We start from the raw sequence: 23,391 nt of genomic DNA, 5'->3' as shown, positions 1-23,391 counted from the left end.
CTTTAATCCCTCTTCGCTAAGGCAGCATCGCTTTTAGCTTTAGGCATATCCCATTGGAGGTTAGTAATGGCCTGGTTCCCTACAGACAAATCACGGGACGGTTTGAATTCAGTGGCATGGTTATACTGATTAACCACATTTTCTGGTAATACCTCGTCGGGTTTATTCATATAACGCTTTGTTTCATCTAAAGGTAGTTTTCCTGATCGGTAATATTCCTTGGCATCAGGGTTTTTATTCAACGGATCACGCCAGTCCGCTCGGTGCAACAGGTCTTCCCAGAATTTACCCGCTTTAAAGTCAAACGATCGGCATTGACCGATTGCCAGGTCATACGCCATCGCATGAGACGGCGCGAATTCACTGGCGACGATAGAAGAGTGCTGGCTATACCCAACCGGATCAGCTTTCCGCCACTCTTTTTCCAGTTCCTCGCGAGAACGAAGCCAGGTCAGCGTGACGTTTGGAAAAGCATTTGATCCTGTGACTACACCGCGAATCACCGTCACTTTCCGGTCGATGCTTTCTATTTTTAGTTCTTCAGGCGTAAGAACGTGGCCGGGCCGCCAGCTGATACGTTGGTAACTGTTCACCGCATAAGTTGCCGACTGGGTAAGTTTGATTGTGTGGGCTTTTGCAGAATACGAAATGTAGGCATCCGGGCTGTCCGGGTCGATGTTAGCTGTGTAAGGCTTATCGCTGGTTTTCGGATCATTATCGGGGTGATTATTCTGTCCCTGGAGTTCAAAGATAAACGTCTCCGGTAGTTCTTCACCGTTCACGATCACACCCGAGGCAGACGTGGGATAATTGGTATTCGCGAGACTGCTGTAATCCGCATCCCCCGTCATACGAGGCGGCAGCGTAAACTCTGTTCCTGTCGGTGCCAGCCCGACCTCACCATGCTGGTAAAAAACTCGCTGATATAAGTTTGAGATACCGGCAGCGATGGTTTTGGGGATGCCTCGCCAGCCAAAACCCTGAACGTTTGTCAAAGACACGACACCATCATTAGGGCAAAAGTAGTTATAGACCTTTCCGTTATTATCGCGGCAAAATTTGGCGTCTTTTCGCAACGGATTATCAGACGGTTTACGCAGCGTACAGGCCCCTTCCATTTCCTTCAGAGCGGCTTCATCCAGCACACCACCTTTGTACTGTGCGGCCATCAGACTGCAGAAATTTTTAAATGTATCCTGACGGGCTTTATCTGTCTGGTGATGGCCGGGCTGAATATTTTCAGCGCTGCGGGATTCCAGTGAATACGGAGAATGATTCAGGATCGTGCAGTTCACCGGCTTCAAACCGGCTTTCACCACAAGCATATTTGCAAGCATGGTGATGATCGTTCCCTGACTGTGCGCCACAATATTGATAACATCATCCTTCGTTTCCAGTGGCTGCCTAATCTGAATAATCAAATCGGCAAGGCGCTGAGCCGCAAAAAACTGATAGATCCGGTGCGGATTATTAAAAATAGGGTGTGTAAAGTCGCCGCCGTTAGCGTGCAATGATAGAAACCCCGCAGCTCCCAGAGCTGCGCCGCCAGCGCCCGGCCCAAGCATATCGGGGATGTTGGTTGTCGCGTTTGCGAATGTGCCACCGCCTTTGGCAAAATTCGCTTCCAGAGCATTACCGAAGTTATCGTTCTGGTACTTCAGCGTGCTGAATCCGTCATTCCCGAGGTCGGCTTTTTTATCGGCGTTATCTTCCTGATACGTATCAAACGGCAGGTGAGCCGCATCTTTCATCTTTTCTACTTCTTCCCGATAACGCTTCTGATCTGCCCGATAGTCGTCATGCGTAACGGGTTTATATCCCCAGAAAAAAGGGATAATGGGTGAGCGACCAGGATCGGTAACTCTGTAGTCCTTCCATTCGTGGGGGTAAAAATCCTGCCGATTAAGCCGTTTACCCAGCCCCTGAAGAATGCCCTTTTCTTGATTCTGATAGGCTTCACCCACGTCGTTCACACCATGTACCAGAATCACGATACCCGGCATAGGGCGCGGCACTCCCACGCTGCAGGTCTGGGCAGTTTCACCTAGGCTTTTATGTACCGGAATATCCCCTTCAGATACCACGCGAGGGGCATACGGTTTTGTCTTCGTATCCGTCATTCCATCAACTCCATTTTGTAACTGTCGAGATCATCAGCATCGAGCAACGGTGAATGACCGCTGCTGTCGGTCACACCTTCCACCACCTGTCCGGACGAACTGGTCAGCCTGAATTTTTTGTTTGCCAGAATTTGCTCCGGATCATCACCTGCGTGCAGCTTGTAACGGAGTTTAAATGCCCCCTTCTCAAAGGACGGTGACTGTACCGACGCACTCTCCGGTCCGTCGTATTTCAGGTTCGGTGCTTTCAGCTCGATGCCCGTCGGCGAGAAAATCGTGACCAACCCGTTCGGACTGATACGTATCCCGCCGCCGCCGCAGACAAACTGCATCCCCTCTTTAGCGCTGCCGTTCATCTTTCCGGCGGTACTCGTCAGCGTGAAATCCTGCTGAGACAGCATGTGCATTTCGCCGCGCTGCGCCTGCGTTGTAATATCCCCCGCACCGGCAATCATCTGAATGCCGAGTTTGCGGGCAAACAGTGAGAGTTTTTCCCCTACGGCCAGCGAGAATTTTTTCACGATGTTCACGCTGGCATCGCTGCCCGCCGTGGCGATCAAATCTTTGCCCGCTGACAGCTGCAGGTTGTCCGGCGTAACGTGTGCCTGCCCTTTATCGGCATAGGTCAACAGGCCCGGACCGGTCAGGTTAGTTAGTGTCTGGATGAGGGCATTCTGCTGATCGGTTTCCACATTACTGGCTCCAGCCGTTAGCGCGCTTTGTTGCAGGGTCATCGCCAGCGACAGCGCTTTTTCCAGCTGCGCAATGGCGGCCGTCATATCCAGCTGTTTGCCCGCTGCGCGTGGCTGTGCTTCCGTGGTAAGCAGTATCCCTTTAGCCGCACGTAGCGCCATATGGTTGTCGGTTCTGGCTTCCACACCTTCACCGCGCTGTTTTCCCTCCGAGTCAACAAGGTGGCCAGCGCTAACCTGGCTCTTGCCGTACTCCGTGGCGATCTTGATATGCTCCTCTCCGCGCTTGTCCTCCAGGCGAATTTTGTTAAAAGCAGCCGTGCGAATAACGTTGCGGGTATCGTTACGGTTCGTGACCAAATCCGTACGGCGGCCGTCATGCAGGACGTGGGCGATAAACGGGCGGTCAGGATCGCCACCTTCAAAATCAACGGCCACCTCAGTCCCATCCAGAAGCGGGAAGTGAAAACCAAAGGTGTCACCGGCATACGGTCTGCCGAGACGTATCAATGCGCTTTCAAATCCGTCTTTTTTTTCTTCAAGGTCAAAATCAAACTTCACCCGGTAGCGGCCTTTCGCATCGAGTCCGGCATAAACCTTATCTCCACCGATGGCCGCCACTCTTGCGGGCACCGTCCCGGCAATCACCGGTCGGGGCAGATGTTCAGGGCGGAAGCTGTAACCGTTGATGTAGGGGATCCCCGTCAACACAGCGCGGTAGTGTTCCGCACGGCTGCTGCGAATGGCCATCGTCGTTATCAAAAATCCGGGCTTAAACCCGTCAGGAATAGTGCCGGTTGGGTTAAACATAATGCCGGGCTGAAGCGCCGGATCGCTGGTTGTCGCCCCGAGCACAGTTTGCCCGTTCAGCAGGCGCTCATAGCGCAGGCGGGCGTAAAACGTGGCTGTTTCCGCCTCTTCGCCGTAAAAATCGCCGTCGGCCAGGTAGTGATCGGCATAGTGGTATTCCTGGCCTGTCGTTACGCCTTCCGGAATATCACTCGTTTCAATGGTTTTATCAGTTTGTGGCGATTGTGGATCACGGTAGTTGTACGTGCGGACCAGTACGTTTTGAGGGATCAGACCATGCTGTTCTTCCAGATCGGTAATGTATTCGTCATAGCTGGTCATACCGGAATTTCGAACATACGGTATCTGTTTGTCGCTGAAAATGTAGCGGCTACCAGAATCCCCAAAAATGACGACGGTTTCGCCCTGAACCTTGTCGTGATTTTCAAAGCGGAACCAGATCCCCACTTCCGCCAGCAACCGGCGGATAAACTGCAGATCGGTTTCTTTCCACTGAATAATCATTTCCCGACTCGGGTAGCTGTGACTCAACCGGTCAAAATCGATGTTGTACCCGTCAAAATGACCGCTGTCCTTCATCAGCTTCGTGACGAGCTCCGGAATCGTCATATTCATGTACACAGCTGAGCGATAATTTCTGTCCAGCAGCGCCAGCTCATGCTCCAGCTCGCACTCATACAGCGCTTCGTCACCTGACGACTTCAGGCGAGAGAATTTGGTGATCGTGCCATTAATCTGGCGCACCGGCAGCCAGTGGGTCTGCCCGTGCCAGGTGGCTTTCGGATTCGGGGCGCGCAGAATAAATTCGGCCATCTGGTTAAGAACGGCATTGATGCCAATGTTCTGATCCGGGCTGGTGAAGCGGATGGTATAACGGTAGGGTTTACTTAATGCCTCTTCCCCCGTAAACGAGTGAACATCGGGGATAACGCCTTTACTACGGGGAAAATATAACAAATATCGGTTTAGAGTATCCTGCTGCTGAACTGTTTCGGATCGTCCTTCCATAATTAAATTCCTTTTAATTACTATTTGTTTTTACAAAAAGAATACTCACTCACGCCTATAATTAAAACGGCATTCCACAATAAAAAATACTTTGTTACATAAAGGAATCTGGATATGTGTCATCTCAATATGGAAGCGTGTCGATATCATTTTATGGCTCAGGTTTTTCATGAGACGAGCCGGAAACACACTCAAAGCAGAGAGACAGAGAAGAAAATCTGAAGTGAAAGGACTATTCTCCAGCCCCTGGAAAGGGCTGGAGAAAAACCAAAAATATACCCGTTTACCGCTTCTCCACCTCACACGCCGTAACCACCGGTTTTGCCGGGAACAGATACTTCCCGAGCGTCACCAGCACCACCGCCATAATAATCACTCCCAGCGCCAACCATTCAACCGACGATAAAACCTCGCCCGCAAAGGTGGTGCCCAGCAACACGGCCACCACCGGGTTAACGTAGGCGTAGCTGGTGGCAACGGCAGGGCTGACGTTGCGGATCAGGAACATGTACGAGTTGATAGCGATAATCGAGCCAAAAATTGCCAGATAACCGACAGCCAGGAAACCGGAGAGCGTCGGCATCGTCGTGAGTTTTTCACCGGTGAGGATCGAGACGATGAGCAATACAATGCCCGCCGCCAGCATCTCAATGGCACCAGCCATCATCCCGGAGGGTAACTCCACTCTTGAACCCAACACCGAGCCAAAGGCCCAGCTCATGGAGCCAATCAGGATCAGCACCGCGCCCCACGGATTACCGCTCAGGTTGCCGCCGCTGTTAAGTAGAATAATCCCCGCCAGACCAATGCCGATCCCCATCCACTCCAGCTTGCGGGTGCGGATGCCGAACAGTCGGCTAAAGCAGAGGGTAAACAGCGGCACAGTGGCGACCACCACCGCCGCAATACCGGACGGCACGTTCTGATGCTCCGCCACCGTCACGCCGCCGTTACCGACGGCCAACAGCAGCAGGCCGATCAGCGCCGCGTTCATCATCGGGCGCAGCGGCGGGAGTTTATGCCCGCGCATCAGCAGAAACGCTAAAAGCAGTACACCGGCAGAGAAGAAACGCACGCCCGCCATCATCAGCGGTGGCCAACTCTCCACGCCGATACGAATCACAAAGTAGGTCGAACCCCAGATGATGTAGAGCGAAAATAGCGCTCCAATAAGGGGTAATAATTGCCGGAAACGCATAATCCCTCACAGCGATTTAAAAAGGTCGCTCATAGTAAACGTGAAAACTATCGGGCTGGCGAGTCCTTTAATTGTGCCAATGGTGTGAATTATTTGTTGACTTGCGGTGCCTGTTTCAGGGTTTCGCTTTTTGCTCCATACTATTCACTTAATTATCAAAATAAGAAGGATCAGATTTTGGCAGGAAGTAGCTTATTAACATTGCTCGACGATATTGCCACCTTGCTGGATGACATTTCGGTGATGGGAAAACTAGCCGCCAAGAAGACGGCCGGTGTGCTGGGAGATGACTTGTCGCTCAACGCGCAGCAGGTGACGGGCGTTCGCGCCAACCGCGAGCTGCCGGTGGTGTGGAGCGTGGCGAAAGGGTCCTTTATCAACAAAGTGATCCTGGTGCCGCTGGCGCTGCTGATCAGCGCCTTTATCCCGTGGGCGATCACCCCGCTGCTGATGATTGGCGGCGCGTTCCTCTGCTACGAAGGCGTTGAAAAAGTGCTGCACTCCTTCGGCTCGCACAAGGACGAAGAGACCCCGCAGGCGCGGCAGCAACGCTTAGAAGCGCTGGCCGCCAAAGATCCGATGGCCTTCGAGCGCGATAAGGTGAAAGGGGCGATCCGCACGGACTTTATCCTCTCGGCGGAAATCGTGGCGATTACGCTTGGGATCGTGTCGGAATCACCGCTGCTCAACCAGGTGCTGGTGCTCTCGGGGATCGCGATTCTGGTCACCGTCGGCGTGTATGGCCTGGTGGGCGTGATCGTGAAGCTTGACGACATGGGCTACTGGCTGGAGAAAAAATCCAACGCCCTGGCGCAGGCGGTCGGCAAAGGTCTGCTGGTCCTGGCCCCGTGGCTGATGAAATCCCTCTCGATTATCGGCACCCTGGCGATGTTCCTGGTCGGCGGTGGGATCGTGGTACACGGCATCCCGGTTCTGCATCACGCCATTGAACATTTCAGCGCGGAATTCGGCGCCATTGTCGCGGCGGTTCTGCCGATGGTCGCTAACCTGGTGATTGGCTTTATCATCGGGGCCATCGTCATTGCGGCGGTAAAGGGCATCGAAAAAGTGCGTGGAGTTTCGCACTAATTGCCTCATCGGCGACTACGCAAAAACGCCATTCCTCGTCTAGATTGAAACAGTTTCACCCTGATACTGGAGGCGGATATGGTCTTTGTGGTCAGTGATGAAGTTAAGCCGAAAAACGGTGGTCCATCGATGATTGTCACCGGCTATTCCAGCGGTATGGTGGAGTGCCGGTGGTACGACGGGTACGGCATCAAGCGGGAAGCGTTTCGTGAAGACGAGCTTCTGCCCGGTGACGGACGACAACGGCGAGAAACGGCTTAATCACGCAACGCCCGGCATGTCCGGGCGTTTTTGTTGACTATCCTCAAGCGCGGTGCTTGTCTTAAGATATCGGAACCGCCGGGCGTGGCTTTTGTGCGGGTGATGCAAGTTTTCAGCAGGGAGTGTCTGTGCAGCGCGATGTCTATAAAGCCAAAACGCATTTTCTTGAACGGTTACGTCACCAGCCCGGGAAAATCGTTAATCTCTGTTTTGTGATTGTCCTTATCTTTTCAACGATCCTCACCTGGCGCGAAGTGGTAGTGCTGGAAGATGCCTACATCTCCAGCCAGCAAAATCACCTGAAAAATGTGGCCAGCTCTCTCGACCGGCAGCTCCAGTTCAGCATCGATAAACTGCTCTTTTTTCGCCACAGCATGGGCGATGCGCTGCAAACGCCGCTCGGCTTTCGCGTGCTGCAGGATGCCGTCACCAAATTTAACCGTCTGCGCAATCAGCCATTCTGGCAGCTGGATGTCGATCAGCAGCGCACGCTGCCGATAAGCGGCGTCTCAGACGCGACGGTGGAGCGCACCACGCTGCTGGCGCGCGACGGTCAGCGCATCGGCAACGAGCTCTCTGCCGCGCTGGAGGTGGGTTATCTGCTGCGTCTTGCCACCTCGACCACCGGCAAGGAGAGGCGTGTCTCTTATGTCTCGCGCGCCGGATTTTTTCTCTCAACCGATCCTTCGCCTCTTGATTACACGATTGTCTCCCGTTACTACGACCTGGTGACGCGCCCGTGGTTTACCCAGCAGAACGAGCGGCAAAACCGCTCGCGCGGCGTGCGCTGGTTTATGGCGCCCCTGTCCGACGACCGCGAGGAGAGGGTGATCACCGCCAGCCTGCCGGTCTATCAGGATCACTACTGGTACGGCGTGCTGGCGATGGATTTCACCCTCCCGACCATGAAGCAGTTGCTGACGGAAGCCGTCGATCGCCGCACGGACGGAGAGTATCAGCTGTATGACAGCCGCCTGAATCTGATCACCACTTCCGAGCCGCCAGACGGGCTGGTCAATCAGTTTGACGAACTCGAGCGGGCGCAGATTGCCCATGCCATCGAAAGCGATACCCAGGGCGGCCTTCGCCTGAACTCGCGCTATATCAGCTGGGAGCGACTCGACCATTTTGACGGCGTAGTGCTGCGTGTGCATACCTTGCAGGAAGGGGTAAACGGGGATTTCGGCAGTATCAGTATCGCGCTGGCGCTGCTGTGGGCGCTCTTTACGGCGATGCTGCTGATCTCCTGGCTGGTGATCCGCCGGATGGTCAGCAACATGTCCAGCATGCAAAACTCTCTCCAGTGGCAGGCGTGGCACGACCCGCTGACGCGGCTCAACAACCGTGGCGCCCTGTTTGATCGGGCCAAAACCCTGGCGCAAGAGTGCCGCGAGCAGAACATTCCTTTCTCGGTGATTCAGCTCGATCTGGACCATTTCAAAAGCATTAACGACCGCTTCGGCCACCAGGCCGGAGACAAAGTGCTGTGTCACACCGCCGGGCTGATCGCCAGCGCTCTGCGCAGCAGCGATGTCGCCGGGCGCGTCGGCGGCGAAGAGTTCTGCGTGGTGCTGCCGGGAGCGACCACCCGGCAGGCCGCCGAAGTGGCGGAGCGCATTCGCGCCTGTATCAACCGCAAAGAGATTCTGGTGAGGAAAAGCACCACCACGCGGATCAGCGCCTCGCTGGGCGTGAGCAGCACGGAGGAGAACGAGAATTCCGACTTCGAGCAGCTGCAGTCCATTGCCGATGCGCGCCTGTACCTGGCGAAACAGCAGGGGAGAAATCAGGTGGTGTGGCGCGACGCCGATAAGAAGTGATCGAGTCCTTCACGCCAGCCTTCCGGTCCCGGTTGGGTGGTGTGATAGACCCGCTCAGGTATATCTTCCTGGAGCTGAATGCCGTGGCGGTTAATGCCTTTCACCACCACGGCGTAATCGACGTTATCGAGCAGGGGGGCGTCGTTGGGGCCGTCGCCCAGCCCGATCGTCGTCGGCACAAAACCCTCGCGTTTGCGGTACTCATCAATCAGCCAGTTAACCGCCTGATCCTTCCCGCCCCGCGCATCCAGAATGTGCCAGAAGCGCGCGCCCTGCACGAACTTCAACCCGAGCTGCTCCAGCTCAGATTCAAACTGCGTCATCCGCTCGTCGCTGTCGCGCCAGATGAGGGTGATTGAGGCTTCGTGCAGACGGGCCAGCGCCGAACGCTCGCGGTTCAGCCCGGTCCATTCGCCGATCACCCGTTCGTCGACGTCATCAAAAGTGGTGAATTTATACCCGCTGCGTTCGCGAATGGGATCGATGAGGCTGCGAATTTCACTGTGCGGCGTGCCGTTGATCAGCCGCGGGGCGTTGGGGTGATCGTCCCAGCGCACATCCAGCTGGATCACCGCCCCGTTTTCGGCAATAAAGGGCAACCCTTCCAGCCCCAGATCCTGCTGGATTTCGAGGGTCTCCGCCGCCGTTTTACTGCTGCATAAAATGACCGGGATCTGATGGTCCTGCAGTTTATCCAGCCAGGGCGCGGCAGGCCGCCAGTCGTAGGTGTGGATATCCAGCAGCGTACCGTCCAGATCGGTAAATATCAGCAGTGTCTCCTTAAGTAAGGACATAGCGTCTCCTGAAGCCTGTGTGCCTGAGATTAATCCTAAAACCGGGTAAGCATAAGCTCTCCCGTTTTCGGAACCGATCCCGCTGACCCGCATGCGGCAAGGGCCGCGATTCATAACTAAAACTGAAGGTTGTGATGGAAATCATTTTCGACAGGAATATATCCTTGTCATGCAATTTTATTGGGGATAAGGTAAATCCCACATCAGATTTCCTGGTGTAACGAATTTACAAGTGCTTCTTGCATAAGCAAGTTTCATCCCGGTCATCCCCATGACCGGGATTTTTTTCGCCTCAACGGTTCACTTCGCTGATGCTGAAATCATGAATATCCAGCTCAAACGCCTCGGCCAGCTCGCGGTAGGTGTGATAGTCACGCCCGTCGATGCTCACGCGCGTGGGGTCTTCCTCCGAGCGGCGCACTTCGCCTTCGCTGATTTCATTAATCGCGGCCAGCAGGGCATCGACATCGACGCTGACTTCGCGTTTCGCGGTGTCGCTGTACTCTTTCGCGGTCTTCATTCCTCGTACCTCATTTCGCCGTCTTCAGGGTTAAGTATAGACTGCCCACAAAAGCGTCACTCACGCGTGCACCCGCTGCCAGTTGCTGCGTTTTGTTCTACACTGGCTCAAAACCACAGGAGGATTTTATGAAGGTCAACGATCGGGTCACCGTCAAGACGGACGGCGGACCGCGCCGCCCAGGCGTAGTACTGGCAGTGGAACAGTTTAACGAAGGCATCATGTATCTGGTGTCGCTGGAAGATTACCCGCTCGGCATCTGGTTCTTTAACGAGATTGGCCATTCTGACGGGATCTTTGTGGAAAAAGCGGAATCTGAATAATGGCGCGTCGGGTGAGGGCGAACTTACCCGGCCGTTAAAACGAAAAATCTCTGGCCAGGCCAGAGATTGATATTGTGTGAAGAGTTTAAGAATTAGCGCATATTGACAAAAATACCGTTGGTCACATTATCCGTCAGACGAACAACATGATAGATGACCTGTTTATTATGCGTTTTTATTTTCCTTTTAATATTACCCTTATGTGACGAAACCGTTTTTGCTTTGATGTTCATCTGGTCGGAAATTTGAATTGTGCCCTGTCCGGCCATCCACATTCGCAGCATACTTGATTCAGTGCGGCTTAATGATAGCGTGGGTATGTTAAACTCCGCTACACTCTTTGTCTCTTTATTCAAATAATCACCCAAAATGTCATCCAGCGACTCGGGCTTAATTGATTTAGAACTGATTAATAGGTTTTTACGGACTAACAGATATTCATCGAAATGGATATTTGCGATCGCCATAAAAACAATAAACAGGGTTTTAGGATGTTGATTAATGATCTGCTTGATGTGCTGACTGTTGGCTGGATCGTGAATGAAACAGTCCTCATTAATAAACACCACGCCGGGCTTGTAAGTATCACAAGCGGCTTCAAGTTCACCAACATCATGCACATCGTTGATGTCTCGCTTTTTAACCCCTCTGCTTGCCAGGTACCCGGTTAGCCCTAGCCGGGTGTAACTGCATAAATCCATAATGATCGTTGACATGGCATACCCTCACTCAATGCGTAACGATAATTCACCATCTGCCTGAGAGCTCATAAACAGCCATACGGGATGGAAACGGTTATTAACCTGTGAGCAAAACAAAGACTTTCAGGCGGACTCACTATCCCGTAAAGTTACGTATAATTTGCCAGGAATCATCTTAAAGTAAAGTAAATGTTGAGTATTGTGAGGGGCATAAAAACAAATAAACCGCACCAGATATATCCTGGTAGATGTTTTTCATGTTTTATTTTAGGAATATCCTCACAGAGACAATATAAACATCAGGGATTAATATTTCTGGGTAGCTCGTGAACAATATCCGTCAATAAAGTAAACAATTCGCCAAATAAATGTTCGCAGAAGGGGGCGATCAGAGGCATTAACAGGGCCATCAATATCAGGCCGACGGTCAGGGTGACCGGGAAGCCGATGACAAATACCGACAGCTGCGGCGCCATACGGTTCAGGAGTCCCAGCGCCAGGTTCACCGTGAGGAGCAGGGTGATGACCGGCAGGGCCAACATCAGACCATTGAGGAAAATCAGCCCGGCGGCGCGCACCAGCGCGAGGAAGGCGTTGCTGTTGACCGGGTTACCGCCAATCGGCAGCGTGTGGAAAGTATCCACCAGCATTGAGATCAGCCACAGGTGACCGTTGAAGCTCAGGAACAGCAGCATCGCCAGCATATCGATGATACGCGCCAGCACCGGCATGTTGAGGTGGCTCGCCGGATCGATGAAGGTGGCGAAAGAGAGCCCCATCTGCAGGCCGATAAGTTCACCGGCGGTACGCACCGCCGCAAACGCCAGCTGCATGGTAAAGCCAATCGCCACGCCGATCAGGATCTGCTGCAGCGCCATCCAGACCGCCTGGGGAGAGAAAATCGGCACGTCAACGGGCGGGAGCGTCGGGGCAACCACAAAAGTAATCGCCATCCCCAGACCGATTTTCACGCGTTTGGGGATCGATTTTTCACTGAAGATGGGCGCGCTCATGATCAGCGCCATGATGCGCAGCAGCGGCCAGAAGTAGAGGCCGAGCCAGCCCATGAACTGATCGCTGGTGAAATGTAGCATTCAGCCCGTCAGCCGATGATGTAGGGCAGGTTGGTAAACAGGTTGCGCATGTAGTCCAGCAACAGGTTCAGCATCCACGGCCCGGCAACGATAATGGTGACAAACACAGCGATGATTTTCGGAATGAACGACAGGGTCATTTCGTTAATCTGCGTCGCCGCCTGCAAAATACTGATAACAAGACCGGTGATCAGAGCCACCAGCAGAAGAGGAGAGGCGACGGAGATGGCGATTTTCATCGCCTCCGTGCCCATCATCATGACCGATTCAGGAGTCATTGGGCGCGCCTCAACTGTAGAAACTCTGCGCCAGCGACCCGACCAGCAGTTGCCAGCCGTCGACCAGCACAAAGAGCATGATCTTAAAGGGCAGGGCAATGGAGGCGGGGGGCACCATCATCATCCCGAGCGCCATCAGGACGCTGGCGATCACCAGGTCGATAATCAGGAACGGAATAAAAATGGTGAAACCAATCTGGAACGCGGTTTTCAGCTCGCTGGTCACGTACGCAGGCAGCAGAATGCGCATCGGCACCGCTTCCGGGCCTTGCATCGGGCCGGCATTCGCCAGACGGGCAAACAGGGCGAGATCCGCTTCACGGGTCTGACGCAGCATAAATTCACGCAGCGGCTGAGCGCCTTTTTCGAGCGCCACCTGCATCGAGATTTTGTCTTCACTGAACGGCTGATAGGCGTCGGCGTAAATCTTGTCGATCACCGGCGACATAATAAAGAAGGTCAGAAACAGGGCTAAGCCAAGCATCACCTGGTTCGGCGGCGCAGACGGCGTACCGAGCGCATTTCGCAGCAAACCAAAGACGATGATGATGCGGGTGAAGCTGGTCATCATCAGCAACACCGCCGGAATAAAGGTCAGGGCGGTGATAAACACCAGCGTCTGAACCGGCAGAGACCAGCTCTGGCCGCCGCCCGCCATCGGGGTTGAAATCAGACCGGGTAACTGGGCATGCACGGCAGGAGCAAACAGGCAGAGGCCTGCCAGCGTAAGGGATAACACACGGCGCATCAGGATCTCCCGGAACGCTTAAGCAAACTCTTCATAACGGACTGAAAATCCGCTGAACTCTCTGCACTCTCTGGCGCGGTTTCCGGCGCAGGAGGCAGTTTATGCAGCACATTAATTTGCGTTGCAGTCACGCCCAACACCAGGCGCGCATCTTCTACTTCAACAATCACCACGCGTTCCCGCGGGCCGAGCGACGTACTGGCGCTCACTTTCAGACCGCGCGTGAGGGCGGTTTTACCCGCCAGGCCAAAACGTTTGACCAGCCACGCGGCAATCAGAATAAAGGCAATAATACCGAACAGCGCACCGCTCACCTGGAGCAGCGGCGAGCCGGGCACCGCAGAGGGTTGAGATACTGTTGCCTGGGTTTTCATACTTAGCGGCTCAGACGACGCATACGTTCAGACGGGGTAATGATGTCGGTAATACGCACGCCGTATTTATCGGCCACGACCACCACTTCACCCTGGGCAATCAGATAGCCGTTGATCAGGATATCCAGCGGCTCACCGGCCAGACCTTCAAGGGCCACCACGGAACCCTGCGTCAGGCGCAGCAGCTCTTTGATGGTCATCCGGGTACGACCCAGCTCAACGGTCAGTTTTACCGGGATATCCATAATCAGGTCGATATCCTGCAGCGTACCGCTGACGTCACCGCCGCCTAACTGCTGAAACACCGCTTCCGCCGCGCTTTTGCTCGGGGTTGCCTGTTGCTCGTTTAACGCATCAGCCCACAGATCGTCCAGTGCTCCGCTGTTTTCATCGGACGGATTGTTCATGTCACTCATTTGGGCTGTTCCTCATTCAGCGAATTCAATATCGGATTGATCAAGTGCTCAACGCGTAGCGCGTATTGACCGTTAACGGTGCCGTACTGGCTGGTCAATACCGGGACGCCATCCACATGGGCAATAATGCGGTCCGGTTTTTCTATCGGCAGCACATCGCCGGGTTGTAATTTCAGGATCTGGGACAAACGCAGCGGGATATCCGCAAAACTCGCCACCAGTTCAAGCTGTGAATGCTGCACCTGACGCACCAGATTCTCGCGCCAGTTCTGATCCTCATGGCGTGAGTTTTCCAGCGGTGGGTTCACCAGCACTTCGCGCAGCGGCTCAATCATGCTGAACGGCAGGCAGATATTAAACTCGCCGGTCAGGTTGCCGATTTCCACGTGGAACGGGGTATTGACGACGATGTCGTTTGGCGAGGTGGTGATGTTGGTGAATTTCACCTGCATCTCCGAACGCACGTACTCCACTTCCAGCGGGTTAATCGCTTTCCACGCGTCGCTGTAAGATTCCAGTGCCAGCTTCAGCATGCGGTTGATCACACGCTGTTCAGTATGAGTAAATTCGCGTCCTTCGACTTTCGTCGGGAAGCGACCGTCACCGCCAAACAGGTTATCCACGGCGATAAAGACCAGGCTCGGAGAAAACACGAACAGCCCGGTGCCACGCAGCGGTTTCAGGTGGATCAGGTTAAGGTTAGTCGGCACCGGCAGGTTGCGGGCAAACTCATGATAAGGCTGAATGCGGATTGCCCCGACGGTAATGTCCGGGCTACGACGCAGCAGGTTAAACAGCCCCATACGGAACTGACGTGCAAAACGTTCGTTGATGATCTCCAGCGCCTGCAGGCGCTCGCGCACCACGCGACGCTGGGTATTCGGGTCATAGGGGCGAATATCAGATTCGCCACCCTGTCCCGGTACGGGATCATCGCTCTTCTCGCTGTCGCCGTTGAGCAGCGCATCGATTTCCGCTTGAGAAAGAATACTATCGCCCATGTCTCTACCGCAGGATGAAAGCTGTGTACAGAACGTCAGTGACTTCCTGCTTAGGTTGACCTGCTACCAGTGGCGCTGCCAGCGTTTGTTTGATGGCCTCGACCAGCTTTTGCTTCCCGTCATCGGTGGCAAGCCCGGAGGCGTCCTGACGAGAGAAAAGCAGTAACAGGCGGCTACGCACTTCTGGCAGGTATTCGCTCAGACGGGTGCGAGTTGCGTCATCTTTCAGGCGCAGGGTAATGCCGACATACAGCACACGATCCGCATCACCGAGGTTAACGGTGAAGGTATCCAGTGCGAAAAAGACCGGTGCCGGAGGCGGCGGGGGTTCTGCATGGGCAGCGGCTGACGGCGCTTGTTGTGAACGCCAGTAACTATAGCCAGCGGTCGCACATGCGGCGAGTGTAATTAACACCAGCAGCGGCACCCAAATGGAGCGCTTGCTTTTTTTGGTGATAGCGGAGTCAGTCATCTGATACGAGCTTCCTGTTTCGGTACAGCTAATACAGTGATTATCCCGCGTCCTGCTTTGGTCAAAGCGTGGAAAAGACGGAGATAATCACGCTACCTCTGGCGTTTAGGCAAAGATGTCTACGGCGCTGTTGCCACGCGCGGCGGACTGCAGTGCCGCAGGCGTTGCCAGCAGTTCTTCACTTTCGTCGTTAAATCCACCCTGCTGGCCGGAACGCGAGGCCTGCTGTTGCTGCTGAGAGGACTGCTGCTGTTGGCCTGCGAAGCTTTCACTGCTGATGGTGCTTTGCGCCAGCTGAATGCCGTTCTCGGCAAGCGAGGTGCGCAGCATCGGCAGCGCCGCTTCCAGCGCAGCACGTACGCTGCCGTGGGCGGAAACCATCTGCAGCTGGGCCTGGTTATCATCAAGTTTAAGCGAAATTTGCACTTGTCCCAGTTCTTCCGGGTGTAAATGCAGTTCCGCGCTCTGCTGGCCCTGTTTGGTATACAAAGTGACGTGCTGGCTGATCGCCTGCTGCCACTCGTGCGTCCCCAGCGGCTGGCTGATCACCGCTGCGGGTGCCGCAACGGCAGGGGGCGGTGCGCTAATACTGTTCGCCAGAATCGGGGACAAGGTTGCGCTCGATGTCGTCGAAGAGGCGGCGCTGATCGCTTCATGCTTCGCGGCGACCGCTTCCGCCACTGGCGTTAACGGCTGGACGCTGGCCGACAAAGTAGTGCGTTCGGCATCCCCGGTATTGGCCTGCACTTTGCTGTTGATGGCAACATCGGCATTCAACATCGCATTGCGTGATGAAGAGGAGGCGACGCCCGCAGGCTGTGTTGCGATCTCACCTGCCGTGGTTGATGGCGCGATGGCCGCCGTCGCCGTCTGCTGGTGCGGCAGCATCGCCATCAGGGCGCTCAGCCCGGCGAGCTCTTCATCGTTCAGGTCGGTTTTAGTCTCTTCTTCTTTTTGCGCCTGGCCGGTCAGGGCTTTCAGCGCATCGCCGTGGGTGGCAGGCAGCATGCCCGCCACCAGACCTTCCAGCGGTGCCGTTTTTGCGGCACCGTCGGCGGCGATCTGATCCTGACGCGCCAGCAGAGAGGCGAGTTTGGTCTGAAGGGTGCTATCGCCGTCCTTCAGGATCGCCTCTTTCGACAGCTTGCTGGTGGCGGCTTTCAGGGACGCCAGCGTCAGCGGGGCGTCTTTGCCCTGGCCCTGGCCTGCGGTGTCCGTTAAGGCACCCGCCAGCAGGGAGAGAAAATCTTGTGCGCCCTCGGCGCCTTTACCCGTCTGCGTGCCGCCGGACAGGTCAGGGTCGGTCATCAGCAGTTGTTGCAGTGTGATCATTCCGTTTTCCTCATTGATGCGCGCTGGGCAAACTCATCCATTTTCTTCTGATCGAGGCGGTTTTCGGCAAGCAGGGTCGCGGCGGTCTGTCGATCCTGAAGCGTAGTCCAGGCCTGAAGTCGCTGCTTCTTTTCTCGCCAGAAATTGAGTGCCTTATCGACTTTCTGGTCCCACTGGGTCAGCTGCTGGCGATGCTGTTCGATCGCCTTTTCCAGCGTCTGAATAAACTGCTGATAGTTAATCCAGCGCTGGCTGCCAATGCCCTGTGACATATCGGTATTGAGGTTGGTGCGATATTCGTGCTGATAGTCGATTAACATCGTCAACTGTTCTTCAGCCTGCTGATATCCGCGTCGCATTGCGCCAAGCTGCAGTGCGGCATCATCAACTTCTTTTTCAGCCAGATCTTTTAGCGTCGCTAATGCGCCATGTTGCGCCATGATCTTCGCCCTCCACCTGTGTTACACCTGCGGGAATATCAGATCCAAAGCCTGGAGAGAATCTTCCCAGTCGGCACGTTCAAAAATACCTTGTTGCAAGAACGCCTCCAGCTGTGGCCAAAGCGCAATCGCCTTGTCAAGCATCGGGTCGCTGCCTTTGGCATAGGCCCCGACGCTCACCAGATCGCGGTTACGCTGGAAGCTGGAAAGCAGTTGTTTAAAGTTACGCACGCGGGCGTAATGTTTTTCGCTAATCAGCGCGGTCATCGCACGGCTGATTGAGGCTTCAATGTCGATCGCCGGATAGTGGCCCGCTTCCGCCAGATGACGGGAAAGCACGATGTGACCGTCGAGGATCGCACGCGCCGAGTCGGCAATCGGGTCCTGCTGGTCATCGCCTTCGGTCAGGACCGTGTAAAACGCGGTGACCGAACCGCCGCCGCTCACTCCGTTCCCTGCGCGTTCAACCAGCGCAGGCAGTTTGGCAAACACCGACGGCGGATAGCCTTTGGTCGCCGGGGGTTCGCCGATTGCCAGCGCGATTTCACGCTGAGCCATCGCGTAGCGGGTCAGGGAGTCCATGATCAGCAGCACGTGCTGGCCGCGATCGCGAAAATCTTCAGCAATACGGGTGGCGTAGGCGGCACCCTGCATACGCAGCAGCGGGGAGACATCCGCCGGAGCGGCGATTACCACCGAACGCGCGCGGCCATCGGCCCCGAGAATGTTCTCGATAAAATCTTTAACTTCGCGGCCACGTTCCCCGATCAGCCCCACGACAATCACGTCGGCCTCGGTGTAACGCGCCATCATCCCGAGCAGTACCGATTTACCGACACCGGAACCGGCGAACAGACCCATACGCTGTCCGCGACCGACGGTCAGCAGGGCGTTGATTGGGCGTACGCCCGTATCCAGCACGTGTTCGATGGCGGTACGTTGCAGCGGGTTAAACGGCTGAGTGATCAGCGCCCCGGTTTCGGTGGTGTCCGGCGCGGGCAGTCCGTCGAGCGGTTTCCCTGCGCCGTCGAGGACACGGCCTAACAGCGCCGGACCGAGCGGTAATTGCTTACCGCTGTGCAGCCCGTCGCCGGAGTTGTTTTTCGCGTACACGCGCGCGCCGGGCAGAATGCCTTCCACCTCTTCGAGGGGCATCAAAAACAGGCGCTGGCCGTTGAAGCCGACGACTTCGCTTTCGACTTCGCGCGTTTCGTTCTGGTCCTGGCGTTCAATCACGCAGGTTGCGCCGAGCGGCAGCTGTAAGCCGGTGGCTTCCAGCACCAGCCCGGTGGCACGGGTCAGACGACCATAACGACGAACAGATGGCAGTTGCGCCATCTTCGTTTCAAAGTTGTCGAGCGTGTTCAGCCAGCGCGTCAGACGGGCGGTCATCAGACAACTCCCGGTGCGGCCAGGCGGCACAGTTCCTGCCAGCGCGTGGCGACGCTGGCGTCCAGATCGCCTTCATCAGCGGAGACTTTACACCCGCCGTGATGCAGCGACGGATCGCCGCGCAGACGCCAGCCGTGCAGGCTCAGCGTGGCGCCCAGCATCTCTTCGACGCGCTGCAGATCGTCCGGATGGACGCGCAGCTGCGGTTTGCCGCTGAACAAAGGTTCTTGTTGCAGCAAGCCCTGAATCTGTTTAATTAGCGCCGAGTTATCGACCACCGGCGTATGACCAATCACCTGGCGTGCCGCTTCGAGCGCCATCTGCATCAGGCGTGAGGCGATGACGCTGTCGAGCGCATCGAGCGTGTTCTGGAACTCGCTCACCAGCTGCTGCATCCGCGCATGGACCGGGGCCTGCTGCTGGCGTGACTCCTCAAGACCTTTCTCAAGGCCCTGGGCTTTGCCTTCTTCGTAACCCTGCTGGTGGCCAAGCTGGCGACCTTCATTCATGCCCGCGTTATAGCCTTGCTCATGCGCCTGCATTTGCAGATGCGCCAGCATCTGCGCGCGCTGCTCTTCTTCGCTCAGCTCCGGGACATCTTCGTCTGCGCTCTCTTCGCTGGAAGAGGAGGGCAGCAGGGCAGGCATAAACTCCGCCATCGGCGGGGCCAGATCGTCAGGAGTCCAGCGCTTCCACGGCAACTCCTTAGACATACGCATCGTCTCCGCCGCCAATCACCATCTCGCCGGTTTCGGCCAGACGACGTACGATAAGCAGGATCGCTTTCTGTTCGTTTTCCACCTGAGACAGACGAACCGGGCCACGGTTGGCAAGGTCGTCGCGCAGGATATCCGCCGCACGCTGAGACATGTTGCGCAGGAATTTCTCGCGTAGCGGCTGCTCGGCCCCTTTGAGGGCGATAAGCAGGGATTCGGAATCCACTTCCTGGAGCAGGCGCTGGACGCTGCGATCGTCGACTTCGACCAGGTTTTCGAACAGGAACATCTCGTCGATAATTTTCTGTGCCAGCTCGCCGTCGAATTCGCGCACCGCCGACATAACGGCCTCTTCCTGCTGCGATTTCATCAGGTTGATAATTTCGGCTGCGGTTCTCACGCCGCCCATTTTGCTGCGCTTGAGGTTCTGGCCGTCGAGCAGGCCGTTCAGCACTTCGGTCAGCTCCGCCAGCGCCGCCGGCTGGACGCCGCCGAAGGTGGCGATACGCAGCATCACATCGTGACGCAGACGTTCGTCGAACAGCGCCAGAATATCTGCCGCCTGGCTGCGTTTGAGGTGCACCAGGATGGTGGCGATGATCTGTGGGTGCTCGTCGCGAATAAGGTCGGCGGCACTCTGCGGCTCCATAAAGTTGAGCGTTTCGATGCCGCTGGCGGTATCGCGTGTTTCCAGAATATCTTCCAGCAGGCTGGCAGCACGCTCTTCGCCCAGGGCTTTGACCAGGACCGAACGCAGGTAGTCGTTGGCGTTGACGTTGAGCGCCGCGAACTGTTCCGCTTCCTGCTCAAACTCGGCCAGCACTTCCGTCAGCTGCTGGTTGGAGATCTGACGCACGTTCGCCATCGCCGCACTGAGGATCTGAACTTCGCGCTGGGAGAGGTGTTTGAACACCTCCGCCGCACGATCTTCACCGATGGTCATCAGCAGGATGACGCTTTTATCTTTACCGCTAAGGTTACTCATCTTCGTTACCCATCCACTGGCGGATCACCAGCGCGACGACGCGTGGATCGTTATCAGACATTTCGCGAATACGCTGGCTCATGACCTCAGCGCCCATGCGCTGGTTGGCGCGGCGTTGCTGCAGCTGTTCGTCACGGCTCAGGCGAACTTCAACGGCTTCCTGAGTTTCCTGACGAACGCTCATGTTTTCTTGTTCAGCTTTCAGCACTTCCGCACGGCGGTTGAGCTGTGGACGGATGGCTTTACGCCAGATAATCCAGGCAACAATCAGGACCAGTAACCAGCGGCCTGCGGACATCAGCTGGTCGATGAACGACTGCTGTTGCCAGAATGGCAGCTCACCACCGGATTCGTCAGTGACGGTGAACGGAGAGTTGACCACGTTCAGGGTGTCACCGCGTTTTTCGGAGTAGCCCATCGCTTCACGGGTCAGGTCTTCGATCTGCTTCATCTGATCGGTGGTCAGCGGCAGCGGTTTTCCGTCCGGCAGCGTTTTGTAGTTCACCACCACGGCAACGGAGAGACGCTGCACGTCGCCCACGTTCATCTTGGTGTGACGGATGGTGCGATCCACTTCGTAGTTCGTGGTCTCGTTACGGCTTGAGTTGCGTGGACCGGTGTTTGCCGCCGCCGTCGAGGTGGTCTGCGCCGCATTCTGCTGGCCGTTCTGCTGATTCGCCGGAGGCGTGGAAATCGGCGCAGTGTTAGCCGGGGCAGGGGTGTTCGACAGCGCACCCGGAACGCCGCCAGGATTCTGGCCGCCGATCTGATCGGTGGTGTTCAGCTGACGCGAACGCATAACTGCCTGAGACGCATCGCCGTTCGGGCTGTACTGCTCTTCGGTTTGTTCTTTATTCGCAAAGTCGATCTGCGCGGTGACCTGAGCGTGGACGTTGCCGTTACCCACGATAGGACCGAGGATCGCTTCGATACGACGCTGGACGCGGCTTTCCACGTCGGTGGCATATTTCAGCTGCGCATCATTCAGATCGCGGCTGCTGGTGTTGGACTGAGTCAGCAGGTGACCGCTCTGATCCACCACGGTGACGTTACCCGGCGGCAGGCCAGCAACGGCGCTGGAGACCAGGTGGGTGATCGCGCTGATCTGGCCTTCGTCCAGCGCACGGCCAGGTTCCAGATTCACGGTCACCGACGCTGTCGGCGATTTTTGTTCGCGCACGAACAGGGACGGTTTTGGCATCGCCAGATGCACGCGGGCGGTTTTCACCGGGCCAAGCGTTTCGATAGTGCGGGCCAGTTCGCCTTCCAGCGCACGCTGGTAGTTGATCTGCTCGCTAAACTGGCTGATACCGAACTTTTCCTGATCCAGTAGCTCAAACCCAACCGCGCCGCCTTTCGGCAGACCTTGCTGGGCGAGGCGCAGGCGCAGTTCGTGGACTTTATCCGCAGGCACTTCCAGCACACCGTTATCCGCAAAGCGGTAAGGGATGTTCATCTGGGTCAGCTGGGTGACGATAGCCCCGCCGTCCTGATCGGACAGGTTGCTATAAAGGGTGCGATAGTCCGGGCTTTTCGCCCACAGGACCATCGCCACGAGAATCGCAATAGCGGCAGCGCCGGCTACGATCAACGGAATTTTAGGGTTCGCACGCAGGCGGTTCATCCACTCAAGCGATTTGTTTTGCGGTGCTGCAGATGCTGTCGCAGTCATAGCGCACCTCGTGGCTCGTGGTGGATGATGTTATTCGTGTAGTGAAACAAAACTAACTCCCGGGTCGGCAAACACGACAAAAGTTCCATATATATGGCCGAGCTATTATTTGATGAATCCGGATTTTCGATTCGTCAAATAACCTGGTTTTTTGTCGCTATTTACCGCCATTATCCCATTGACAAGGTGCTAGTCTTGTCCTCGTAAAAAACCATCCAGGGGAGAGTCATGGCAATACAAGGCATTGAAGGGGTGATCAGCCAGCTGCAGGCAACGGCGATGACGGCCCGTAATCAGGACGTTTCGGCGGACACGCAATCGACGGTCAGCTTTGCAGGACAACTGCACGCCGCGCTCGATCGCATCAGCGACACGCAAAACGCTGCGCGCGCGGAGGCAGAGAAGTTTACCCTCGGCGAACCCGGTGTGGCGCTGAACGATGTGATGACCGATTTGCAAAAATCATCGGTTTCTCTGCAGATGGGGATTCAGGTGCGTAATAAGCTGGTGACGGCTTATCAGGAAGTGATGAACATGCAGGTGTAGTCCCTGCACGATTGTTATCTTACGCTGGAAGCTTTAACGCTTTAATGCCACAATATTTTTTTCTTCGCAGGCGGGAAAGATGATGAAAAAAAGTATTGTGGTTGGCGCGCTGCTGGCGTTAACCGGTTGTGTGCAGGTCGATAATTATCAGGATGTCATCAAGCATCCAGTCCCTGCTCATCTGGCGGGTTACTGGCAGTCTAAAGGACCGCAAAGCAAAATGGTCAGCCCGGAAGCGATTGCGACGCTGGTGGTGACAGAGCAGGGGGATACCCTGGATTGTCGTCAGTGGCAGCGCGTGGTGGCGGTGCCGGGTAAAATCATGCTGCGGTCTGACAGTTATTACAACGTGACCCGCAAGCTGGATATCTATCCGCTCGAACTTGATGGCAACACGCTGGAATATGACGGCATGGAACTGCAGCGCGTCGACCGTCCGACGGTGGAGTGCGCGGATTACCTGAGCAAGAACCCGCTTGAGAGTGCGGTGAAGTAAGGTTTTTTTGCCGGGTGGCGCTGGCGCTTACCCGGCCTACAAAATCGAAACGTAGGCCGGGTAAGGCGTAGCCGCCACCCGGCACACTCCCCC

Annotated in this window: 25 protein-coding genes; 6 read left to right on the top strand and 19 right to left on the bottom strand. The window is 55.8% G+C overall.

Annotated features, from left to right (window positions below; all coding sequences use genetic code 11):
• Nucleotides 1–2: 2 nt before the first annotated feature.
• The 3 genes from U9O48_RS14165 to yedA all read right to left on the bottom strand — a co-directional run bounded on the left by U9O48_RS14165 (nucleotide 3) and on the right by yedA (nucleotide 5,828).
• Complete coding sequence (locus tag U9O48_RS14165) at nucleotides 3–2,120, bottom strand: effector protein Tle3 domain-containing protein (RefSeq protein WP_285149410.1); 2,118 nt, start codon at nucleotides 2,118–2,120, stop codon at nucleotides 3–5.
• The gene (locus tag U9O48_RS14160; RefSeq protein ID WP_285149412.1) at nucleotides 2,117–4,630 is read right to left on the bottom strand and encodes a type VI secretion system Vgr family protein; all 2,514 of its coding nucleotides are present in this window, start codon (nucleotides 4,628–4,630) and stop codon (nucleotides 2,117–2,119) included. The genes U9O48_RS14165 and U9O48_RS14160 overlap by 4 nt, the downstream gene beginning before the upstream one ends.
• 283 nt (nucleotides 4,631–4,913) lie before the next feature.
• Nucleotides 4,914–5,828 carry a drug/metabolite exporter YedA gene (gene yedA / locus U9O48_RS14155; RefSeq protein WP_285149414.1) on the bottom strand — a complete coding sequence of 305 codons (915 nt, stop codon included), beginning with the start codon at nucleotides 5,826–5,828 and terminating at the stop codon, nucleotides 4,914–4,916.
• A 177-nt stretch (nucleotides 5,829–6,005) separates the two neighbouring features.
• On the opposite strand from yedA, the gene U9O48_RS14150 reads away from it, so the two are divergent.
• From U9O48_RS14150 to dgcQ, 3 genes are all read left to right on the top strand, one after another.
• Nucleotides 6,006–6,917: a DUF808 domain-containing protein gene (locus tag U9O48_RS14150; protein ID WP_285149415.1), complete on the top strand. Its 912-nt coding sequence runs from the start codon at nucleotides 6,006–6,008 to the stop codon at nucleotides 6,915–6,917.
• Nucleotides 6,918–6,995: 78 nt separating this feature from the next.
• On the top strand, nucleotides 6,996–7,178 hold the full coding sequence (locus U9O48_RS14145) for a YodC family protein (protein WP_282495385.1): 183 nt from the start codon (nucleotides 6,996–6,998) through the stop codon (nucleotides 7,176–7,178).
• A gap of 128 nt (nucleotides 7,179–7,306) precedes the next feature.
• Nucleotides 7,307–8,998, top strand: a complete 1,692-nt coding sequence (dgcQ, locus tag U9O48_RS14140) for a cellulose biosynthesis regulator diguanylate cyclase DgcQ (protein ID WP_324722681.1) — start codon at nucleotides 7,307–7,309, stop codon at nucleotides 8,996–8,998.
• Here the strand turns inward: dgcQ and U9O48_RS14135 are convergent.
• Nucleotides 8,965–9,792, bottom strand: coding sequence for a mannosyl-3-phosphoglycerate phosphatase-related protein (locus U9O48_RS14135; RefSeq protein ID WP_282495387.1), 828 nt, complete (start codon nucleotides 9,790–9,792; stop codon nucleotides 8,965–8,967). The genes dgcQ and U9O48_RS14135 overlap by 34 nt on opposite strands.
• A gap of 292 nt (nucleotides 9,793–10,084) precedes the next feature.
• Nucleotides 10,085–10,312: a YodD family peroxide/acid resistance protein gene (gene yodD, locus U9O48_RS14130; protein ID WP_282495388.1), complete on the bottom strand. Its 228-nt coding sequence runs from the start codon at nucleotides 10,310–10,312 to the stop codon at nucleotides 10,085–10,087.
• Nucleotides 10,313–10,440: 128 nt separating this feature from the next.
• Between yodD and dsrB the strand changes: the two genes are divergently transcribed.
• The gene (gene dsrB, locus U9O48_RS14125; RefSeq protein ID WP_181826524.1) at nucleotides 10,441–10,635 is read left to right on the top strand and encodes a protein DsrB; all 195 of its coding nucleotides are present in this window, start codon (nucleotides 10,441–10,443) and stop codon (nucleotides 10,633–10,635) included.
• A gap of 92 nt (nucleotides 10,636–10,727) precedes the next feature.
• On the opposite strand, the gene rcsA is transcribed toward dsrB, so the two are convergent.
• The 14 genes from rcsA to fliF all read right to left on the bottom strand — a co-directional run bounded on the left by rcsA (nucleotide 10,728) and on the right by fliF (nucleotide 22,256).
• Nucleotides 10,728–11,351 carry a transcriptional regulator RcsA gene (rcsA, locus tag U9O48_RS14120; RefSeq protein WP_282495389.1) on the bottom strand — a complete coding sequence of 208 codons (624 nt, stop codon included), beginning with the start codon at nucleotides 11,349–11,351 and terminating at the stop codon, nucleotides 10,728–10,730.
• A 284-nt stretch (nucleotides 11,352–11,635) separates the two neighbouring features.
• Nucleotides 11,636–12,430 carry a flagellar biosynthetic protein FliR gene (gene fliR, locus U9O48_RS14115; RefSeq protein ID WP_282495390.1) on the bottom strand — a complete coding sequence of 265 codons (795 nt, stop codon included), beginning with the start codon at nucleotides 12,428–12,430 and terminating at the stop codon, nucleotides 11,636–11,638.
• A gap of 8 nt (nucleotides 12,431–12,438) precedes the next feature.
• Nucleotides 12,439–12,708, bottom strand: a complete 270-nt coding sequence (gene fliQ, locus U9O48_RS14110; RefSeq protein ID WP_282495391.1) for a flagellar biosynthesis protein FliQ — start codon at nucleotides 12,706–12,708, stop codon at nucleotides 12,439–12,441.
• Between the two features lie 10 nt (nucleotides 12,709–12,718).
• Nucleotides 12,719–13,456 (bottom strand): flagellar type III secretion system pore protein FliP, encoded by a 738-nt coding sequence (gene fliP, locus U9O48_RS14105; RefSeq protein WP_282495392.1) that lies wholly within the window; start codon nucleotides 13,454–13,456, stop codon nucleotides 12,719–12,721.
• Nucleotides 13,456–13,830: a flagellar biosynthetic protein FliO gene (gene fliO, locus U9O48_RS14100; RefSeq protein WP_285144178.1), complete on the bottom strand. Its 375-nt coding sequence runs from the start codon at nucleotides 13,828–13,830 to the stop codon at nucleotides 13,456–13,458. The genes fliP and fliO overlap by 1 nt, the downstream gene beginning before the upstream one ends.
• 2 nt (nucleotides 13,831–13,832) lie before the next feature.
• Nucleotides 13,833–14,246, bottom strand: a complete 414-nt coding sequence (gene fliN, locus U9O48_RS14095) for a flagellar motor switch protein FliN (RefSeq protein ID WP_282495394.1) — start codon at nucleotides 14,244–14,246, stop codon at nucleotides 13,833–13,835.
• Nucleotides 14,243–15,247, bottom strand: coding sequence for a flagellar motor switch protein FliM (gene fliM / locus U9O48_RS14090; RefSeq protein ID WP_282495395.1), 1,005 nt, complete (start codon nucleotides 15,245–15,247; stop codon nucleotides 14,243–14,245). The genes fliN and fliM overlap by 4 nt, the downstream gene beginning before the upstream one ends.
• A gap of 4 nt (nucleotides 15,248–15,251) precedes the next feature.
• On the bottom strand, nucleotides 15,252–15,719 hold the full coding sequence (fliL, locus tag U9O48_RS14085) for a flagellar basal body-associated protein FliL (protein WP_282495396.1): 468 nt from the start codon (nucleotides 15,717–15,719) through the stop codon (nucleotides 15,252–15,254).
• Between the two features lie 105 nt (nucleotides 15,720–15,824).
• A complete protein-coding gene (fliK, locus tag U9O48_RS14080) occupies nucleotides 15,825–17,051 on the bottom strand; it encodes a flagellar hook length control protein FliK (protein WP_324722680.1) in 1,227 nt (408 codons plus the stop codon).
• Nucleotides 17,048–17,491 carry a flagellar export protein FliJ gene (gene fliJ, locus U9O48_RS14075; RefSeq protein WP_282495398.1) on the bottom strand — a complete coding sequence of 148 codons (444 nt, stop codon included), beginning with the start codon at nucleotides 17,489–17,491 and terminating at the stop codon, nucleotides 17,048–17,050. The genes fliK and fliJ overlap by 4 nt, the downstream gene beginning before the upstream one ends.
• A gap of 21 nt (nucleotides 17,492–17,512) precedes the next feature.
• On the bottom strand, nucleotides 17,513–18,883 hold the full coding sequence (gene fliI, locus U9O48_RS14070) for a flagellar protein export ATPase FliI (RefSeq protein WP_282495399.1): 1,371 nt from the start codon (nucleotides 18,881–18,883) through the stop codon (nucleotides 17,513–17,515).
• Complete coding sequence (fliH, locus tag U9O48_RS14065) at nucleotides 18,883–19,596, bottom strand: flagellar assembly protein FliH (protein WP_282495400.1); 714 nt, start codon at nucleotides 19,594–19,596, stop codon at nucleotides 18,883–18,885. The genes fliI and fliH overlap by 1 nt, the downstream gene beginning before the upstream one ends.
• Nucleotides 19,589–20,584, bottom strand: coding sequence for a flagellar motor switch protein FliG (gene fliG / locus U9O48_RS14060; protein WP_282495401.1), 996 nt, complete (start codon nucleotides 20,582–20,584; stop codon nucleotides 19,589–19,591). Before fliG ends, fliH begins: the two co-directional genes overlap by 8 nt.
• Complete coding sequence (gene fliF / locus U9O48_RS14055; protein ID WP_282495402.1) at nucleotides 20,577–22,256, bottom strand: flagellar basal-body MS-ring/collar protein FliF; 1,680 nt, start codon at nucleotides 22,254–22,256, stop codon at nucleotides 20,577–20,579. Before fliF ends, fliG begins: the two co-directional genes overlap by 8 nt.
• 228 nt (nucleotides 22,257–22,484) lie before the next feature.
• Here fliF and fliE point away from each other — a divergent pair, with 228 nt between their 5' ends.
• Together fliE and yedD are read left to right on the top strand one after the other, a co-directional pair.
• Nucleotides 22,485–22,802 (top strand): flagellar hook-basal body complex protein FliE, encoded by a 318-nt coding sequence (fliE, locus tag U9O48_RS14050; RefSeq protein WP_282495403.1) that lies wholly within the window; start codon nucleotides 22,485–22,487, stop codon nucleotides 22,800–22,802.
• Between the two features lie 82 nt (nucleotides 22,803–22,884).
• Nucleotides 22,885–23,298 carry a lipoprotein YedD gene (yedD, locus tag U9O48_RS14045; protein ID WP_324724406.1) on the top strand — a complete coding sequence of 138 codons (414 nt, stop codon included), beginning with the start codon at nucleotides 22,885–22,887 and terminating at the stop codon, nucleotides 23,296–23,298.
• Nucleotides 23,299–23,391 lie beyond the last annotated feature (93 nt).

Source organism: Lelliottia sp. JS-SCA-14, assembly GCF_035593345.1.
GTDB lineage: Bacteria > Pseudomonadota > Gammaproteobacteria > Enterobacterales > Enterobacteriaceae > Enterobacter > Enterobacter wanjuensis.
This window is presented reverse-complemented; position numbering and strand designations above follow the sequence as displayed.

Excerpts from the sequence above, each read along its gene's own strand:
- U9O48_RS14165 (WP_285149410.1), bottom strand. The coding sequence starts at position 2,120 with ATGACGGATACGAAGACAAAACCGTATGCCCCTCGCGTGGTATCTGAA.
- U9O48_RS14160 (WP_285149412.1), bottom strand. The coding sequence starts at position 4,630 with ATGGAAGGACGATCCGAAACAGTTCAGCAGCAGGATACTCTAAACCGA.
- yedA (WP_285149414.1), bottom strand. The coding sequence starts at position 5,828 with ATGCGTTTCCGGCAATTATTACCCCTTATTGGAGCGCTATTTTCGCTC.
- U9O48_RS14145 (WP_282495385.1), top strand. The coding sequence starts at position 6,996 with ATGGTCTTTGTGGTCAGTGATGAAGTTAAGCCGAAAAACGGTGGTCCA.
- U9O48_RS14135 (WP_282495387.1), bottom strand. The coding sequence starts at position 9,792 with ATGTCCTTACTTAAGGAGACACTGCTGATATTTACCGATCTGGACGGT.
- yodD (WP_282495388.1), bottom strand. The coding sequence starts at position 10,312 with ATGAAGACCGCGAAAGAGTACAGCGACACCGCGAAACGCGAAGTCAGC.
- dsrB (WP_181826524.1), top strand. The coding sequence starts at position 10,441 with ATGAAGGTCAACGATCGGGTCACCGTCAAGACGGACGGCGGACCGCGC.
- rcsA (WP_282495389.1), bottom strand. The coding sequence starts at position 11,351 with ATGTCAACGATCATTATGGATTTATGCAGTTACACCCGGCTAGGGCTA.
- fliR (WP_282495390.1), bottom strand. The coding sequence starts at position 12,430 with ATGCTACATTTCACCAGCGATCAGTTCATGGGCTGGCTCGGCCTCTAC.
- fliQ (WP_282495391.1), bottom strand. The coding sequence starts at position 12,708 with ATGACTCCTGAATCGGTCATGATGATGGGCACGGAGGCGATGAAAATC.
- fliP (WP_282495392.1), bottom strand. The coding sequence starts at position 13,456 with ATGCGCCGTGTGTTATCCCTTACGCTGGCAGGCCTCTGCCTGTTTGCT.
- fliO (WP_285144178.1), bottom strand. The coding sequence starts at position 13,830 with ATGAAAACCCAGGCAACAGTATCTCAACCCTCTGCGGTGCCCGGCTCG.
- fliN (WP_282495394.1), bottom strand. The coding sequence starts at position 14,246 with ATGAGTGACATGAACAATCCGTCCGATGAAAACAGCGGAGCACTGGAC.
- fliM (WP_282495395.1), bottom strand. The coding sequence starts at position 15,247 with ATGGGCGATAGTATTCTTTCTCAAGCGGAAATCGATGCGCTGCTCAAC.
- fliL (WP_282495396.1), bottom strand. The coding sequence starts at position 15,719 with ATGACTGACTCCGCTATCACCAAAAAAAGCAAGCGCTCCATTTGGGTG.
- fliK (WP_324722680.1), bottom strand. The coding sequence starts at position 17,051 with ATGATCACACTGCAACAACTGCTGATGACCGACCCTGACCTGTCCGGC.
- fliJ (WP_282495398.1), bottom strand. The coding sequence starts at position 17,491 with ATGGCGCAACATGGCGCATTAGCGACGCTAAAAGATCTGGCTGAAAAA.
- fliI (WP_282495399.1), bottom strand. The coding sequence starts at position 18,883 with ATGACCGCCCGTCTGACGCGCTGGCTGAACACGCTCGACAACTTTGAA.
- fliH (WP_282495400.1), bottom strand. The coding sequence starts at position 19,596 with ATGTCTAAGGAGTTGCCGTGGAAGCGCTGGACTCCTGACGATCTGGCC.
- fliG (WP_282495401.1), bottom strand. The coding sequence starts at position 20,584 with ATGAGTAACCTTAGCGGTAAAGATAAAAGCGTCATCCTGCTGATGACC.
- fliF (WP_282495402.1), bottom strand. The coding sequence starts at position 22,256 with ATGACTGCGACAGCATCTGCAGCACCGCAAAACAAATCGCTTGAGTGG.
- fliE (WP_282495403.1), top strand. The coding sequence starts at position 22,485 with ATGGCAATACAAGGCATTGAAGGGGTGATCAGCCAGCTGCAGGCAACG.
- yedD (WP_324724406.1), top strand. The coding sequence starts at position 22,885 with ATGAAAAAAAGTATTGTGGTTGGCGCGCTGCTGGCGTTAACCGGTTGT.